At 57.5% G+C, this 15530-nt stretch carries 16 protein-coding genes and 1 riboswitch; of the genes, 8 read left to right on the top strand and 8 right to left on the bottom strand.

Annotation, left to right across the window (positions count from 1 at the left end; translation table 11 throughout):
* Position 1: 1 nt before the first annotated feature.
* The 5 genes from thiS to AC2CGP_RS23980 all read right to left on the bottom strand — a co-directional run bounded on the left by thiS (position 2) and on the right by AC2CGP_RS23980 (position 4227).
* Positions 2-202: a sulfur carrier protein ThiS gene (thiS, locus tag AC2CGP_RS23960; RefSeq protein ID WP_015704010.1), complete on the bottom strand. Its 201-nt coding sequence runs from the start codon at positions 200-202 to the stop codon at positions 2-4.
* Positions 186-941, bottom strand: coding sequence for a HesA/MoeB/ThiF family protein (locus tag AC2CGP_RS23965; RefSeq protein ID WP_015704011.1), 756 nt, complete (start codon positions 939-941; stop codon positions 186-188). The genes thiS and AC2CGP_RS23965 overlap by 17 nt, the downstream gene beginning before the upstream one ends.
* Positions 934-1569, bottom strand: coding sequence for a thiamine phosphate synthase (gene thiE, locus AC2CGP_RS23970; protein WP_213760210.1), 636 nt, complete (start codon positions 1567-1569; stop codon positions 934-936). The genes AC2CGP_RS23965 and thiE overlap by 8 nt, the downstream gene beginning before the upstream one ends.
* Positions 1569-3464, bottom strand: coding sequence for a phosphomethylpyrimidine synthase ThiC (gene thiC, locus AC2CGP_RS23975; RefSeq protein ID WP_213760208.1), 1896 nt, complete (start codon positions 3462-3464; stop codon positions 1569-1571). The genes thiE and thiC overlap by 1 nt, the downstream gene beginning before the upstream one ends.
* An 88-nt stretch (positions 3465-3552) precedes the next feature.
* A riboswitch (TPP riboswitch) is annotated at positions 3553-3677 on the bottom strand.
* A 52-nt stretch (positions 3678-3729) separates the two neighbouring features.
* Positions 3730-4227, bottom strand: a complete 498-nt coding sequence (locus AC2CGP_RS23980) for an Rsd/AlgQ family anti-sigma factor (RefSeq protein WP_015368814.1) — start codon at positions 4225-4227, stop codon at positions 3730-3732.
* A 90-nt stretch (positions 4228-4317) separates the two neighbouring features.
* Between AC2CGP_RS23980 and nudC the strand changes: the two genes are divergently transcribed.
* The 6 genes from nudC to AC2CGP_RS24010 all read left to right on the top strand — a co-directional run bounded on the left by nudC (position 4318) and on the right by AC2CGP_RS24010 (position 8677).
* Positions 4318-5091, top strand: coding sequence for an NAD(+) diphosphatase (gene nudC / locus AC2CGP_RS23985; RefSeq protein ID WP_020079899.1), 774 nt, complete (start codon positions 4318-4320; stop codon positions 5089-5091).
* Positions 5092-5131: 40 nt separating this feature from the next.
* Entirely contained in the window at positions 5132-6196 is a 1065-nt protein-coding gene (hemE, locus tag AC2CGP_RS23990) for a uroporphyrinogen decarboxylase (protein WP_015704014.1), read from the top strand.
* A 12-nt stretch (positions 6197-6208) separates the two neighbouring features.
* Positions 6209-6880 carry a deoxyribonuclease V gene (nfi, locus tag AC2CGP_RS23995; protein WP_015704015.1) on the top strand — a complete coding sequence of 224 codons (672 nt, stop codon included), beginning with the start codon at positions 6209-6211 and terminating at the stop codon, positions 6878-6880.
* Between the two features lie 42 nt (positions 6881-6922).
* A complete protein-coding gene (locus AC2CGP_RS24000; protein ID WP_015368810.1) occupies positions 6923-7513 on the top strand; it encodes a YjaG family protein in 591 nt (196 codons plus the stop codon).
* 186 nt (positions 7514-7699) lie between these two features.
* Positions 7700-7972 carry a nucleoid-associated protein HU-alpha gene (gene hupA, locus AC2CGP_RS24005; protein ID WP_002884342.1) on the top strand — a complete coding sequence of 91 codons (273 nt, stop codon included), beginning with the start codon at positions 7700-7702 and terminating at the stop codon, positions 7970-7972.
* 12 nt (positions 7973-7984) lie between these two features.
* A complete protein-coding gene (locus AC2CGP_RS24010) occupies positions 7985-8677 on the top strand; it encodes a DUF1481 domain-containing protein (RefSeq protein ID WP_020079896.1) in 693 nt (230 codons plus the stop codon).
* Positions 8678-8680: 3 nt separating this feature from the next.
* Here the strand turns inward: AC2CGP_RS24010 and zraP are convergent, their stop codons facing one another.
* Positions 8681-9118: a zinc resistance sensor/chaperone ZraP gene (gene zraP / locus AC2CGP_RS24015; protein ID WP_020079895.1), complete on the bottom strand. Its 438-nt coding sequence runs from the start codon at positions 9116-9118 to the stop codon at positions 8681-8683.
* A gap of 259 nt (positions 9119-9377) precedes the next feature.
* Between zraP and zraS the strand changes: the two genes are divergently transcribed.
* Both zraS and zraR read left to right on the top strand, forming a co-directional pair.
* Positions 9378-10763: a two-component system sensor histidine kinase ZraS gene (zraS, locus tag AC2CGP_RS24020; protein ID WP_032709589.1), complete on the top strand. Its 1386-nt coding sequence runs from the start codon at positions 9378-9380 to the stop codon at positions 10761-10763.
* Positions 10750-12081, top strand: a complete 1332-nt coding sequence (gene zraR, locus AC2CGP_RS24025) for a sigma-54-dependent response regulator transcription factor ZraR (RefSeq protein WP_047064308.1) — start codon at positions 10750-10752, stop codon at positions 12079-12081. Before zraS ends, zraR begins: the two co-directional genes overlap by 14 nt.
* Here zraR and purD read toward each other — a convergent pair.
* A complete protein-coding gene (gene purD / locus AC2CGP_RS24030; RefSeq protein ID WP_042895826.1) occupies positions 12071-13366 on the bottom strand; it encodes a phosphoribosylamine--glycine ligase in 1296 nt (431 codons plus the stop codon). The two genes, zraR and purD, sit on opposite strands and share 11 nt — an antisense overlap.
* Positions 13367-13381: 15 nt before the next feature.
* Complete coding sequence (purH, locus tag AC2CGP_RS24035; RefSeq protein WP_020079892.1) at positions 13382-14971, bottom strand: bifunctional phosphoribosylaminoimidazolecarboxamide formyltransferase/IMP cyclohydrolase; 1590 nt, start codon at positions 14969-14971, stop codon at positions 13382-13384.
* Between the last annotated feature and the right edge of the window lie 559 nt (positions 14972-15530).

Here is a 15530-nt window from a genome sequence, read left to right on the forward strand (position 1 = left end):
GTCAGCCTCCGGCGATAACCTGAAAAAGCAGGACCCGATCGCCTTCCTGCAAGAGATGATCTTCCCACCGTTCGCGTGGCAGGATGTGTTGATTGAGCGCCAGCGCAACGCCCGGCTGGAGCTGTTCCAGTTGGCTGAGCAGGGCGCTTACGCTGAGGTTGTCCGCGCACTCCAGCGGTTCGTCGTTAAACCAGACTTGCATCATGGCCTCCGCATACCGGGCAGCCCTGGGCCTTTTGCAGCGCAAGGTTGCGCCAGTTGCTGGTGCGGGCATCAAACAGCCGTAGCGTGTTGCGCGGCGTCGCCATGCCGCTAAGGAGCTTTATGGCCTCCAGCGCCTGCAGCGTCCCCATCATGCCGACGACCGGACCGACGATTCCCGCGGTGCGGCAGTTACGTTGCGGTTCGGCGGTGTCCGGCCACAGGCAGCGATAGCAGCCCTGCGCCCAGGGCGGCGTCAGCACCATCAACTGGCCGCCGAAGCCGACGGCGCTGGCGGTCACCAGCGGCGTCTCAAGGGCGACGCAGGCGGCGTTAATCGCCTGGCGGGCGATCATGTTATCGGTACAGTCCAGCACCACGTCGGCTTTCGCCACTTCAGCGCGCAGCGCCTCGCCGCTTAAACGCTGCTGTAGCGCCACGAGGCGGATTTGCGGATTGAGTTGGTTGAGCCGCGTCTTTGCCGCCGCGGCTTTTGGCTGGTCGATATCGTCGCTGGTGAACAGAATTTGCCGCTGCAGGTTGCTGAGATGCACCGCGTCGTCATCGGCCAGCGTCAGCGTCCCGACGCCGGCCCCCGCCAGATATAGCGCCGCCGGCGAACCTAAGCCGCCCAGGCCAATAATCAGCGCCCGGCTGGCTAACAGTTTCTGCTGTCCCTCAATGGCGATATCTTCCAGCAGCAACTGGCGGCTATAGCGCATGAAATCGTGATCATTCATCGCCTGCTCCCGCCAGCGCTAACAGTTGTGCAGTGGCATCCCGCCAGTCTGCTGCCTGGGTAATGGCGCTGACGACCGCGATGCTGCCAACGCCGGTGGCCAGTACGCCCGGTGCTTTTTCCAGACTGATGCCGCCTATCGCTACCGTCGGATAATCGGCCAGCCGCTGAATATGCCCGGCAAGCTGTTCGAGGCCCTGCGGCGCCGAAGGCATCTGTTTGGTTTGTGTCGGGAAGACGTGTCCCAGTGCGATGTAGGAAGGGCGCGCCGCCAGCGCGACGTCAATTTCCATGTCGTCGTGAGTGGAGACGCCAAGGCGCAGTCCGGCTTTACGGATGGCGCTCAGGTCGGTGGTTTCCAGGTCCTCTTGACCCAGATGTACGCCATACGCCCGGTGCTTAATCGCCAGTTGCCAGTAATCATTGATAAACAGACGCGCGCGATAGCGGCGGCCAAGCGCGATGGCGGCGATAACATCATCCTCTACGTCGCTGTCGCGCTGGTCCTTGATCCGCAATTGAATAGTGCGTACGCCGGCTTCCAGCAGGCGCTCATTCCACGCCACGCTATCGACAACCGGATAAAGCCCGAGACGAAACGGTACGGGCGGAAAGTCAGGCTGGTACATCAGGCATTTTCCTTTTTCAGGTAGATTTCACCGCCGCGGGCGCGGAAGTTATTCGACATATCGGCCATGCCGGCTTCGATATTTTGCTTCGCGGCGTAGTCGCGGACCTCCTGCGTGATCTTCATCGAACAGAATTTCGGCCCGCACATGGAGCAGAAGTGGGCGACCTTGCCGGATTCCTGCGGTAAGGTTTCATCGTGATAGGCCCGCGCGGTAAAGGGATCGAGCGCGAGGTTGAACTGGTCTTCCCAGCGGAATTCGAAACGCGCTTTTGACATCGCGTTGTCGCGGATCTGCGCCCCGGGGTGGCCTTTAGCGAGGTCGGCGGCGTGGGCGGCGATTTTGTAGGTAATCAGCCCCTGTTTTACATCCTCTTTGTTGGGCAAGCCGAGATGTTCTTTTGGCGTGACGTAGCACAGCATGGCGCAGCCAAACCAGCCAATCATTGCCGCGCCGATACCGGAAGTGAAATGATCATAGCCCGGCGCGATGTCGGTGGTGAGCGGCCCCAGCGTGTAGAACGGCGCTTCGTGGCAGTGGTCCAGCTCTTCGGTCATATTGCGGCGAATCATCTGCATCGGCACGTGGCCGGGGCCTTCAATCATCACCTGAACGTCATACTCCCAGGCGATTTTAGTCAGCTCGCCCAGCGTATACAGCTCGGCGAACTGAGCCTCGTCGTTGGCATCCTGAATCGAGCCGGGGCGCAGACCATCGCCGAGGGACAGCGACACGTCATAGGCGGCGCAGATTTCACAGATTTCGCGGAAGTGCTGGTAGAGGAAGTTTTCCTGATGATGCGACAGGCACCACTTGGCCATGATCGAACCGCCGCGCGAGACGATCCCGGTCAGCCGCTTCGCGGTCATCGGCACGTAACGCAGCAGCACCCCGGCGTGAATCGTGAAGTAGTCGACGCCCTGTTCGGCCTGTTCCAGCAGGGTATCGCGGAAGGCTTCCCAGGTCAGGTTCTCGGCAATGCCGTTGACCTTCTCCAGCGCCTGGTAAATCGGGACGGTACCAATCGGCACCGGGCTGTTGCGCAGGATCCATTCGCGGGTCTCGTGGATATAGCGGCCGGTGGAGAGGTCCATTACCGTGTCGGCGCCCCAGCGGGTTGACCAGACCAGCTTCTCGACCTCTTCTTCAATGGAAGAGGTCACCGCCGAGTTGCCGATATTGGCATTCACTTTCACCAGGAAGTTGCGGCCGATAATCATCGGCTCGGATTCCGGGTGGTTGATATTGGCCGGGATGATGGCTCGCCCGGCAGCGACTTCATCGCGGACGAACTCGGCGGTAATGTTGTCCGGCAGGCGGGCGCCAAAGCTTTCTCCGGCATGCTGCTGGCGCAGCACCTCGCTGCGGATACGCTCGCGGCCCATGTTTTCGCGAATGGCGATGAATTCCATCTCCGGGGTGACAATCCCCTGGCGGGCATAGTGTAGTTGCGTCACGCATTTGCCAGCGACGGCGCGTTTAGGCGTCAGCAGGCCGCCGAAGCGCAGTTCATCAAGGCCATCGTCGGCCAGCCGCGCTTTAGTGTAAGCCGAGCTGCGTTCGTTGAGCGGCGCGCAGTCGTTACGCGCGTCGATCCACGGTTGGCGTAGTTTTGCCAGCCCCTGGCGGACATCGATGTTGATCTCCGGGTCGCCGTATGGCCCGGAGGTGTCGTACACCGGTATCGGTTCGTTGGCTTCGTACTGGGGGTTATCGTTATCACCGCCGATGAGCGTCGGGCTGAGCTGAATTTCACGCATCGGGACACGGATATCAGCCTGTGAGCCTTGAATGTAGATGCGGCGAGAATTAGGAAAAGCGGTACCTTCCAGCGTATCAATGAATCGCTGCGCGTGTTCGCGTTGTTCCCGGCGGGTCAGTTTGGTAGTAGACATAGCGCATTCCAGTTACAAAAAAGGAGATGGCTTGTCAGACGACGGATGGAGTAACAGATGCGACCAGCCCGGAACGGGCAGGTGCGACCAGCAGTTTACTCTTGTTCCCTTCGCAGGTATTAGCCTGATCAGGTTCCGCGGATCCCGAATAAACGGTCTCAGCCTTTTCCACTTCAGCGTTCGCGTGGAAAATAGGCACTCCGACAAGATGAAATCCCTCCGCAGAGGGATAATGTATGTAAATTACTCGTTAACGGTTCACAACTCAAGCGGTCGGCGCGATATTGTCGCCAACGTTGTCTTTCTGATCGTGAGCGACGACCAGCGCCAGCAGCTTGTCCTCAAGCGCGAAGCGCGCCTCCAGCGATTCGCCGATATCTGACAGCGCCTGCTGAAATTCGAGATAGTTATCATGATCGATGGCGTTTTCGAGGCAGGTATCGTAGTAGTCCATCATCTGCTGGGTATTGGCTTCCAGCTGCGGGTAGATTTTGGTAGCGGCTAAAAGAGGGGTACTCCCTTCCATTTCTCCGATAATACGTTCATAAATATTAAAATGACCGGATGAGAGGTAATCCACCAGGCTTTGGCAAAAGTCATCCAGCGCCTTTTCATTAAGCCGCATAAAGGACTCTTTGCCGGGTTTCAGGCCAACCAGGTTGTAGTAAGCCACGAGCAAATGCTTACGCACAAGCAGCCAGCGATCGACCAGTTTGTTATTGCCTCCAACACGTTCCGTCAGGTTTTCCAGCTGGTTTAACATGATTGACTCCGCAAGATTAAAAATAACGTTGCTCAGCAAATGTAAATATAATGTTAAAAGTGCCAGTAAAACGAAGGTAGCGCAATAGATATGGATCGTATTATTGAAAAATTAGATCGCGGCTGGTGGATCGTCAGTCACGAACAAAAATTATGGCTTCCCGCAGGGGAATTACCACATGGCGAAGCGGTAAATTTTGATCTTGTCGGTGAACGCGCGCTACATCTCGGCGAGTGGCAAGGCGAAGCGGTGTGGCTGGTGCGTCAGGATCGTCGCCGTGATATGGGATCGCTGCGCCAGGTATTGGATCAGGATCCTGGGCTTTTCCAGTTAGCAGGGCGCGGGATCCAGTTGGCCGAGTTTTATCGATCGCATAAATTCTGCGGCTACTGCGGCCACCCGATGCATGTCAGTAAAACCGAGTGGGCGATGCTGTGCGGCCACTGCCGCGAGCGCTATTATCCGCAAATTGCCCCCTGCATTATCGTCGCCATTCGTCGCGACGATTCAATTCTGCTGGCGCAGCATACCCGCCATCGTAATGGTGTCCATACGGTGTTGGCCGGGTTTGTCGAAGTGGGTGAAACCCTTGAGCAGGCGGTCGCCCGCGAAGTGATGGAAGAGAGCGGCATTAAGGTGAAAAACCTGCGCTATGTGACCTCCCAACCGTGGCCCTTCCCGCAATCATTGATGACCGCCTTTATGGCTGAATACGATAGCGGCGATATTGTCGTGGATAAGAAAGAGCTGCTGAGCGCAGAGTGGTATCGCTATGACGATTTGCCGCTACTGCCGCCGCCGGGCACGGTGGCGCGACGCCTGATCGAAGATACGGTGGCGATGTGTCGGGCAGAGTACGAGTGACATGTTACACTGGGCGCATCAACGCTAAAGGAATGTAAAAATGACCGAACTGAAAAACGATCGTTACCTGCGTGCGCTGCTGCGCCAGCCGGTTGATGTCACCCCGGTGTGGATGATGCGCCAGGCGGGCCGCTATCTCCCGGAATACAAAGCCACCCGCGCGCAAGCGGGCGATTTCATGTCGCTGTGTAAAAATGCCGAGCTGGCCTGCGAAGTAACGCTACAGCCGCTGCGCCGTTACCCGCTGGATGCGGCGATCCTCTTTTCGGACATCCTGACGATTCCGGATGCGATGGGGCTGGGGCTATACTTTGAAGCTGGCGAAGGCCCGCGCTTCACCTCGCCGGTGAAATGCAAAGCCGACGTCGACAAACTGCCGGTGCCGGACCCGGAACAAGAATTAGGCTACGTGATGAACGCCGTGCGCACCATTCGCCGTGAACTGAAAGGCGAAGTACCGCTGATTGGTTTTTCCGGCAGCCCGTGGACGCTGGCGACCTATATGGTCGAAGGCGGCAGCAGCAAAGCCTTTACCGTCATCAAAAAGATGATGTACGCCGAACCGCAGGCGCTGCACGCGCTGCTGGATAAGCTGGCGAAAAGCGTCACCCTGTATCTGAACGCGCAGATCAAAGCGGGCGCGCAGTCGGTGATGATTTTCGACACCTGGGGTGGCGTGTTGACCGGCCGCGACTATCAGCAGTTCTCGCTCTACTACATGCATAAAATCGTCGATGGCCTGCTGCGGGAAAACGAAGGCCGTCGCGTACCGGTAACGCTGTTCACCAAAGGCGGCGGACAATGGCTGGAAGCGATGGCGGAGACCGGCTGCGATGCGCTGGGTCTCGACTGGACCACCGATATTGCCGATGCTCGCCGTCGCGTAGGCCACAAAGTGGCGCTGCAGGGCAATATGGACCCGTCGATGCTTTATGCCCCTGCCGCCCGCATTGAAGACGAAGTGGCGAACATTCTCGCCGGCTTCGGCCAGGGCGAAGGCCATGTCTTTAACCTTGGCCACGGCATCCATCAGGACGTCGACCCACAGCATGCAGGAGTCTTTGTTGAGGCGGTGCATCGTCTCTCCGCGCAATATCACCAATAGGAGATAAGCATGATGGATTTAGCTGCGCTACGGACCCAACAGCAATCTTTAGCCGCGTCGGTAGAACGTGCGGACCGATTGGATCGCGACCCGCCGGTGCTGATCGGCGGCGCCGATGTGGGGTTTGAGCAGGAGGGGGAAATTACCCGGGCTGCGATGGTGCTGCTAACTTATCCGGGGCTTGAGCTGGTGGAGTACCAGGTGGCGCGCGTCGCCACCACGATGCCGTACATCCCCGGCTTCCTCTCCTTTCGCGAGACCCCCGCGCTGCTGGCGGCGTGGCAACAGCTATCGCAAAAGCCCGATCTGTTGTTCGTCGACGGGCACGGTATTTCACATCCCCGGCGGCTTGGCGTCGCCAGCCATTTTGGCCTGATGGTTGATGTGCCAACGATTGGCGTAGCGAAAAAACGTTTATGCGGCAAGTTTGAACCGCTTGGCGCCGAGCCCGGCGCGCTGGCGCCATTAATCGACAAAGGCGATCAGCTGGCCTGGGTCTGGCGCAGCAAAGCACGCTGCAACCCGCTGTTTATCAGTACCGGCCACCGCGTGGGTATCGATAGCGCGTTAATGTGGGTGGAACGTTGTATGCAGGGCTATCGTCTACCCGAGCCGACGCGCTGGGCCGATGCCGTGGCATCCCGTCGGCCTTCCTTTGTGCGTTGGCAAGCAAATCACGGCTGATTCAGGTACACTGCGCCTAATTTCTGACTTCGAGAATTCATCATGTTACAAAACCCGATTCACCTGCGCCTGGAGAAACTGGAGAGCTGGCAGCACGTCACCTTTATGGCCTGCCTGTGCGAGCGTATGTACCCCAACTACGCCATGTTCTGCAAGCAAACCGAGTTCGGCGACGGCCAGTTATATCGTCGTATCCTTGACCTGATCTGGGAAACGCTGACGGTAAAAGATGCGAAGGTGAATTTCGATAGTCAGCTGGAAAAGCTGGAAGAAGCGATTCCGTCCGCGGATGACTACGACATGTACGGCGTCTATCCGGCTATCGATGCCTGCGTCGCGCTGAGCGAATTAATCCACTCACGCCTGAGCGGTGAAACGCTGGAACATGCTATCGAGGTCAGTAAGACTTCCATTACTACCGTCGCGATGCTGGAAATGACTCAGGAAGGTCGCGAAATGACCGATGAAGAGCTCAGAGCCAACCCGGCGGTTGAACAAGAATGGGACATTCAGTGGGAGATTTTCCGCCTGTTGGCCGACTGCGAAGAACGCGATATTGAACTGATTAAAGGGCTGCGTGCAGACCTGCGAGAGGCCGGCGAGAGCAATATTGGTATAAATTTTCAGCAATGAGACCACAAAACGTGATTTACCGCCTGAATTGTAGCGTCTGAAGACTTCCATTCCGCCCCCTGTCTGGTCTACATTTGGGGGGCGAAAAAAAGTGGCTATCGGTGCGTGTATGCAGGAGAGTGCTTTTCTGGCATTTCCGTCGCACTCGATGCTTAGCAAGCGATAAACACATTGTAAGGATAACTTATGAACAAGACTCAACTGATTGATGTAATTGCGGACAAAGCTGACCTGTCTAAAGCACAGGCAAAAGCTGCCCTGGAATCCACCCTGGCTGCAATTACCGAGTCTCTGAAAGAAGGTGATGCTGTTCAACTGGTTGGTTTCGGTACCTTCAAAGTGAACCACCGTGCTGAGCGTACTGGCCGCAACCCGCAGACCGGTAAAGAAATCAAAATCGCTGCAGCTAACGTGCCAGCATTTGTTTCTGGCAAAGCGCTGAAAGACGCAGTCAAGTAAGACCGCGTGGCAGTGTCCAGTTTTAACGAAGGGGCTTTTAAGCCCCTTTTGTCTAACTGGCGTCGCACGCTGACGCTGGCAGGTGCGCTATTGCTCACTGCCTGCAGCCACGATTCTTCTCTTCCTCCTTTCACCGCCAGCGGCTACGCCGACAACCAGGGCGCGATGCGTATCTGGCGCAAAGATGCCGGCGATGAAGTGCACCTGCTTGCCGCCTTTAGTCCGTGGAACCGCGGCGACACCTCAACCAGCGAGTACCGCTGGCAGGATGGCCAACTAACGCTTATTGAGCTCAACGTATACGGTAAACCGCCGGAACATATTCGCGCCCGCTTTGACGCCCAGGGCGAGCTGAGCTTTATGCAGCGGGAAGTCGACGGGCAGAAGCAGCAGCTTTCCAGCGACCAGGTTGCGCTGTACCGCTACCGCGCACAGCAAATCCGTGAAACCAGCGATGCATTGCGTCAGGGACGGGTAGTTTTACGCCAGGGGCGCTGGCATGCCGATCGTACCGTGACTACCTGTGAAGGCCAGACCGTGAAGCCTGACCTTGATGAGCGGGCATTAGCGCATATTGAACGCCGCCAGAATCACTCCTCCGTAGAAGTGAGCGTGGCGTGGCTGGAAGCACCGGAAGGCGCTCAGCTGCTGCTGGTGGCTAACGAAAACTTCTGTACCTGGCAGCCGAACGAAAAATCGTTCTGAGTTTTACCAGTGGTTCATGCCCATATGACCACCGCCATTACCGCGGCAGCCGCCGTAACCCATACCCGCGCCGCGAGGAACGCCTGCTTCCGCAAGGGCGATATCAAATTTTACCCGCTGCTGATCCAGCTGCTGGCTTAATGTTTCCATTTCCTTCGCCACGGCCTCAATTTTTCCGCTTTCTGGTTTTGGCGCAGTAAGCAGCGCATTGTACTCGTAGCGTTTGGACTGTAACTGCTGGCGCAGGGCGCTGGTTTGCGCATAGTAATTGTCATGTAGCTTCTGCACGGTCGCTTGCTGTTCCTGGGTGAGCTGGCTGTAACCCTGCGCGCCCATCCCGTTATTGTAGCCCCAGTGATGTCCGGCCCAGGCCGCGTGACTGCCAAAGGTCAGAGCGGCAAGCGCCGCGAAGATGAGGGATAAAGTCGGTTTCCGTTTCATAGCGTGATCTCCTGTGTGGTTTCCCTCTGTGTTGCATCTTCCATGCCAGCCTGAAAAAGCGCGTCAATACCGGCTGGTCCGCGGCACACGTGACTCTGGCGAGTAAAAATGACCCGTTGCGTCTGGCGACAGCGAGTCATTTTTACTCGCTAAATCACCGACGATATGTCTGAGGACAGGTTTCACGGTATGGAAAAATGGCATGATTTCTGCTGATGGATCCTTCGATAGCGAATAAGGACACGATAAGGACCCGCCCATGCTGCGCATTACTTCATGCTTCCGGGACGCCCTGAGCTGGTTACTGACCGGCACGGTCGTCCTGTTAGTTCTTCTGTTTTCCGCGATGATCGTCCGCGATTATGGTCGGGAGACCGCCGCCGCCCGGCAAAACATCGAAGAAAAGGGGAGTGTGCTGATCCGCGCCCTGGAGTCCGGCACGCGTGTCGGCATGGGGATGCGAATGCATCACGCGCAGCTGCAGGCGTTGCTGGAGGAGATGGCATGGCAGCCCGGAGTGCTGTGGTTCGCGGTGACCGATGAAAACGGTAAGATTATCGCCCACAGCGACCCGCAACAGGTGGATACCGCGCTGTACAGTCCTGCGCAAATGCGTGAACTCAAGGTGGGCGAACAGGAGCGCTGGCGTCGGCTTGCCGAGCCGCAACCGGCGCTGGAGATTTATCGCCAGTTCCGCCCGCTCAACCCTGCTCGTGGTCACCATATGGGAATGATGAAGCGCTGCAACAGCGCGCTGGCTCAGCCTAATGTTCCACAGGTGATTTTTATCGCCTTTGATAGCCGCGAGCTGGATGCGGCGCAGGCTCGCGGCTTGCGTAACATGATGATCATGCTGGTGGCCGCGGCGCTGGTCATCGTCGCGACGATCCTCGCTCAGTTCTGGTTCCGCCGCTACCGTCGTTCACGCCAACAGCTGCAGGAGGCGATGGCCCGCAAAGAAAAACTGATGGCCCTTGGGCATCTGGCGGCTGGCGTCGCGCATGAGATCCGCAACCCGCTCTCTTCGATTAAAGGACTGGCAAAGTATTTTGCCGAGCGTACGCCGCCGGGCGGCGAGGCGCAGGAGTTAGCGCTGGTGATGGCGAAAGAGGCCGACCGCCTGAACCGGGTCGTCAGCGAACTGCTGGAGCTGGTTCGCCCTGCCCATTTAAACTACCAGCCGGTCGATATTAACGCGCTTATCCATCACTCATTGCAGCTGGTAAGCCAGGATGCGCAGAGTCGCGGGATCGAACTGCAATTTACTCCGCGCCCTGAATTAACCTCGATTAAAGCCGACCCCGACCGTCTGAACCAGGTGCTGTTGAATCTGTATCTGAATGCGATGCAGGCTATTGGCCGCGACGGCGTCATTCACGTATCGGCAAGCGAAGCCGATCGGCAACGTGTGAAAATTGTCGTCAAGGATAGCGGTAAGGGGATGAGCGATGAAGAGCTGCAGGCCATCTTCACTCCTTATTTCACCACCAAGGCGGACGGCACAGGGCTGGGGCTGGCGGTAGTACAGAATATTATCGAACAACATGGCGGGACAATCCGCGCTGAAAGTCAGCCGGGAGCCGGAGCGATATTTACGCTTTGGCTACCAGTAGATGCTCAACGGAGGGAAGATGAGCAGCGATAAAGTACAGATTCTGGTTGTCGATGATGACGTCAGCCACTGCACGATTCTGCAGGCGCTACTGCGTGGCTGGGGCTATCAAGTGGCGTTAGCCCACAACGGCCTGCAGGCGCTGGAGCAGATCCATCAGCAGGTCTTCGACCTGGTGCTATGCGATATCCGCATGGCGGAGATGGACGGTATCGCGACATTAAAAGAGATCAAAGCCTATAACCCGGCGATTCCGGTATTAATCATGACGGCATTCTCCAGCGTCGGCACGGCGGTTGAGGCTATTAAGTCCGGCGCGCTGGATTATCTGGTCAAGCCGCTGGATTTTGACACCCTACAGCAGACGCTGGTTCAGGCGCTGGCGCACACCCGGCAGAGCGAGGGCGATTTCAGCGCCGCGACGGATTCGCAATGGGGCATGATTGGCGAAAGCCCGGCAATGCAGGCGCTTATCAACAATATTACGCTGGTGGCGCCCTCGGACGCGACGGTGCTGATCTGCGGCGAATCGGGGACCGGTAAAGAACTGGTGGCGCGCGCCATTCACGCCTGCAGCGAGCGCCGCGACAAGCCGCTGGTGACGCTAAACTGCGCAGCGCTCAATGAGTCGCTGCTGGAATCCGAGCTGTTCGGCCATGAAAAAGGGGCTTTTACCGGCGCGGAACGGCGGCGGGAAGGGCGTTTTGTCGAGGCGGATGGCGGCACGCTGTTCCTTGATGAAATTGGCGATATTTCGCCGCTGATGCAGGTGCGTCTGCTGCGGGCGATTCAGGAACGCGAAGTGCAGCGCGTGGGCAGTAATCAGACGCTTTCTGTCGATGTGCGGCTAATCGCCGCCACCCATCGTAATCTGGCGGAGGAGGTGAGCGCCGGGCGTTTTCGCCAGGATCTCTATTACCGCCTGAATGTCGTAACTATTGATATGCCGCCGCTGCGTCAGCGGCGTGAAGATATTCCGCAACTGGCGCAGCACTTTCTTAAGCGCTATGCCGAACGCAATCGTAAAACGGTGCAGGGATTTACGCCGCAAGCGATGGACCTGTTGATTCACTACGGCTGGCCGGGAAATATCCGCGAACTGGAAAATGCGGTGGAGCGGGCGGTGGTGCTGCTGACCGGAGACTACATTTCCGAGCGTGAACTGCCGTTGGCGATAGCGGGCGCGCCGCTGCCGGTCACTGGCAACGATGAGGCGCTGATTCAGCCATTAGTGGAAGTTGAAAAAGAAGTCATTCTCTCGGCGCTGGAAAAAACGGGCGGCAACAAAACTGAAGCCGCCCGTCAGTTAGGCATTACGCGCAAAACGCTGCTGGCAAAACTCAGCCGTTAGTTTTCTCACGCGCGATGGCGCGCCAGCCGATATCGTTGCGGCTGAAGCTGCCGTTCCAGTGAATATCGGTCAGCAGTTCATAGGCGCGTTGTTGCGCCTGCGCCACGGTTTCACCCAGCGCGGTCACGCACAGCACGCGCCCGCCGTTGGTGACCACGCGCTGGTCGTCTGCCAGTTTGGTGCCGGCGTGGAAGACTTTACCGTCTGCCGCTTCCTGCTGCGGCAGGCCGTGGATCTCATCGCCCGTGTTGTAGTTGCCCGGATAGCCGCCGGCGGCAACCACGACGCCCAGCGAAGCGCGGTCATCCCACTCGGAGGTCTTCTCGTCCAGCTTGCCCGCGCAGGCGGCGAGGCACAGCTCTACCAGATCGGATTTCATGCGCAGCATGATCGGCTGGGTTTCCGGATCGCCAAAGCGACAGTTGAACTCAATAACCTTCGGATTGCCCTGCTTGTCGATCATCAGACCGGCATACAGGAAACCGGTATAGGTGTTACCTTCAGCGGCCATACCTTTAACGGTTGGCCAGATAATCCGCTCCATGGTGCGCTGATGGACTTCATCAGTAACCACCGGCGCCGGGGAGTAAGCGCCCATACCGCCGGTGTTCGGGCCGGTATCGCCGTTGCCGACGCGCTTGTGATCCTGGCTGGTGGCCATCGGCAGGACGTGCTCGCCGTCGACCATGACAATAAAGCTGGCTTCTTCGCCATCTAGGAACTCTTCAATCACGATGCGGTGGCCTGCATCGCCAAAGGCGTTACCGGCCAGCATATCTTTGACCGCCGCTTCGGCTTCCTCAAGGGTCATCGCCACGATAACGCCTTTACCTGCCGCCAGACCGTCGGCTTTGATGACGATCGGCGCGCCTTTCTCCCGCAGATAAGCCAGCGCAGGCTCAACTTCGGTGAAGTTCTGGTATTCCGCCGTCGGGATATGATGACGAGCGAGGAAATCTTTGGTGAAGGCTTTTGAACCTTCCAGCTGCGCGGCGCCTTCGGTTGGCCCGAAGATGGCGAGCCCTGCGGCACGGAATGCGTCTACTACGCCAATGACCAGAGGCGCTTCCGGACCCACGATCGTCAGATCGATTTTCTCATCCTGCGCGAAGCGTAGCAGGGCCGGAATATCGGTGACGCCGATGGCGACGTTTTGCAGCGCCGGCTCCAGCGCGGTACCCGCATTGCCCGGCGCGACATAGACGGTATCAACCAGCGGCGACTGGGCCGCTTTCCAGGCCAGCGCGTGTTCGCGCCCGCCGTTGCCGATTACTAATACTTTCATCTGCTGCTCCGTGAATTAATGGCGGAAGTGGCGCATGTCGGTGAAGATCATGGCGATACCATGTTCGTCCGCGGCGGCAATTACTTCTTCGTCGCGGATAGAACCGCCCGGTTGGATAACGCAGGTGATGCCTACTGCGGCTGCGGCATCAATACCATCGCGGAACGGGAAGAAAGCGTCAGAGGCCATGGCGGAACCTTTCACTTCCAGACCTTCGTCACCGGCTTTAATCCCGGCAATTTTCGCTGAGTAGACGCGGCTCATCTGACCGGCGCCTATACCGATGGTCATATTATCTTTGGCATAAACGATGGCGTTGGATTTGACGAATTTCGCCACTTTCCAGCAGAACAGCGCATCGCGCAGCTCTTGCTCGCTCGGCTGACGTTTGCTAACCACGCGCAGTTCGCCCGCGGTGACCATACCGAGATCGCGGTCCTGAACCAGCAAGCCGCCATTGACACGTTTGAAATCGAGACCCGCGACGCGAGCATCCCACTGGCCGCAGACCAGTACGCGGACGTTCTGCTTAGCGGCGGTGATTTTCAGCGCTTCTTCGCTAGCGGATGGCGCGATGATCACTTCGACGAACTGGCGAGAGATGATCGCCTGCGCGGTTTCAGCATCCAGCTCGCGGTTAAAGGCGATGATGCCGCCGAACGCGGAGGTTGGGTCGGTTTTGTATGCGCGATCGTAGGCGTCGAGGATCGAGTCGCTGACGGCAACGCCGCACGGGTTGGCATGCTTAACGATAACGCAGGCCGGCTCGTTAAACTCTTTCACGCATTCCAGCGCCGCATCGGTATCGGCAATATTGTTATAGGAGAGCGCTTTGCCCTGCAGCTGGGTGGCGGTAGCCACGGAGGCTTCTTTTACATTCTCTTCTATATAGAAGGCAGCCTGCTGGTGGCTGTTTTCGCCGTAGCGCATATCCTGCTTCTTAATGAAGTTCAGATTCAGGGTACGCGGGAAGCGGCCAGCGGCTTCTTTGCTTTCGCCGTGATAGGACGGAACCATGCTACCGAAGTAGTTAGCGATCATGCTGTCGTAAGCGGCGGTGTGTTCGAAGGCTTTAATGGCGAGGTCGAAGCGGGTGTCCAGCGTGAGGGAACCTTCGTTGGCGTCCATCTCATTAATGATGGCGTCGTAGTCGCTGCTCTTAACCACGATGGCGACGTCTTTATGGTTCTTCGCCGCAGAGCGCACCATGGTCGGGCCGCCGATATCGATGTTTTCCACCGCGTCTTCCAGCGAACATCCTTCACGAGCGACGGTCTGGGCAAACGGATAAAGGTTAACGACAACCATATCGATAGGCGCGATACCGTGTTGCTGCATGATACCGTCATCCTGACCGCGACGACCGAGGATGCCGCCGTGTACTTTCGGATGCAGGGTCTTCACGCGTCCATCCATCATTTCCGGGAAACCGGTGTAGTCAGAGACTTCGGTAACCGGCAGGCCTTTATCTGCCAGCAGGCGAGCGGTGCCGCCGGTGGACAGCAGCTCTACACCACGAGCGGAAAGCGCCTGCGCGAATTCGACGATACCGGCCTTGTCAGAAACACTGAGCAGAGCGCGGCGGACTGGACGACGTTGTTGCATGGTATTAAATCCCCAGGATTTGAACATTACAGAGAGCGTTAGGTGAGTTTTTGCCTAAAAACTCACCTAACGCACCCAACCGGGCATCCGTGTCATAGCGCGGCATTGTAACGAAAACGTTTGCGCAACGCTCGCGAATTTTTATCTTTCTCTTTCAGCCGATGATTCTCTCCTTATATGGCAGTGGATGTACCGGGGTTTGAGCCCTCTTTTGCCATGCTCCTGTGGATAATTCTGTGTGTAAAAGGGTATAAAGCGGGGTTTTGCTGGGGAATGCAGCAGTCAGTCATTTTTCTGCAATTTTTCTATTGCAAGCGTTCGAGAACTCCCTATAATGCGCCTCCATCGACACGGCGGATGTGAATCACTTCACACAAACAGCCGGTTCGGTTGAAGAGAAAAATTCTGAAATTCAGGGTTGACTCTGAAAGAGGAAAGCGTAGTATACGCCACCTCGCGACAGAGCGCTAAAGCGCGTCGCAACTGCTCTTTAACAATTTATCAGACAATCTGTGTGGGCACTCAAAGTGACATGGATTCTTAATGTCTTCGGACAATA

Source organism: Klebsiella sp. SYXHC3, assembly GCF_057196925.1.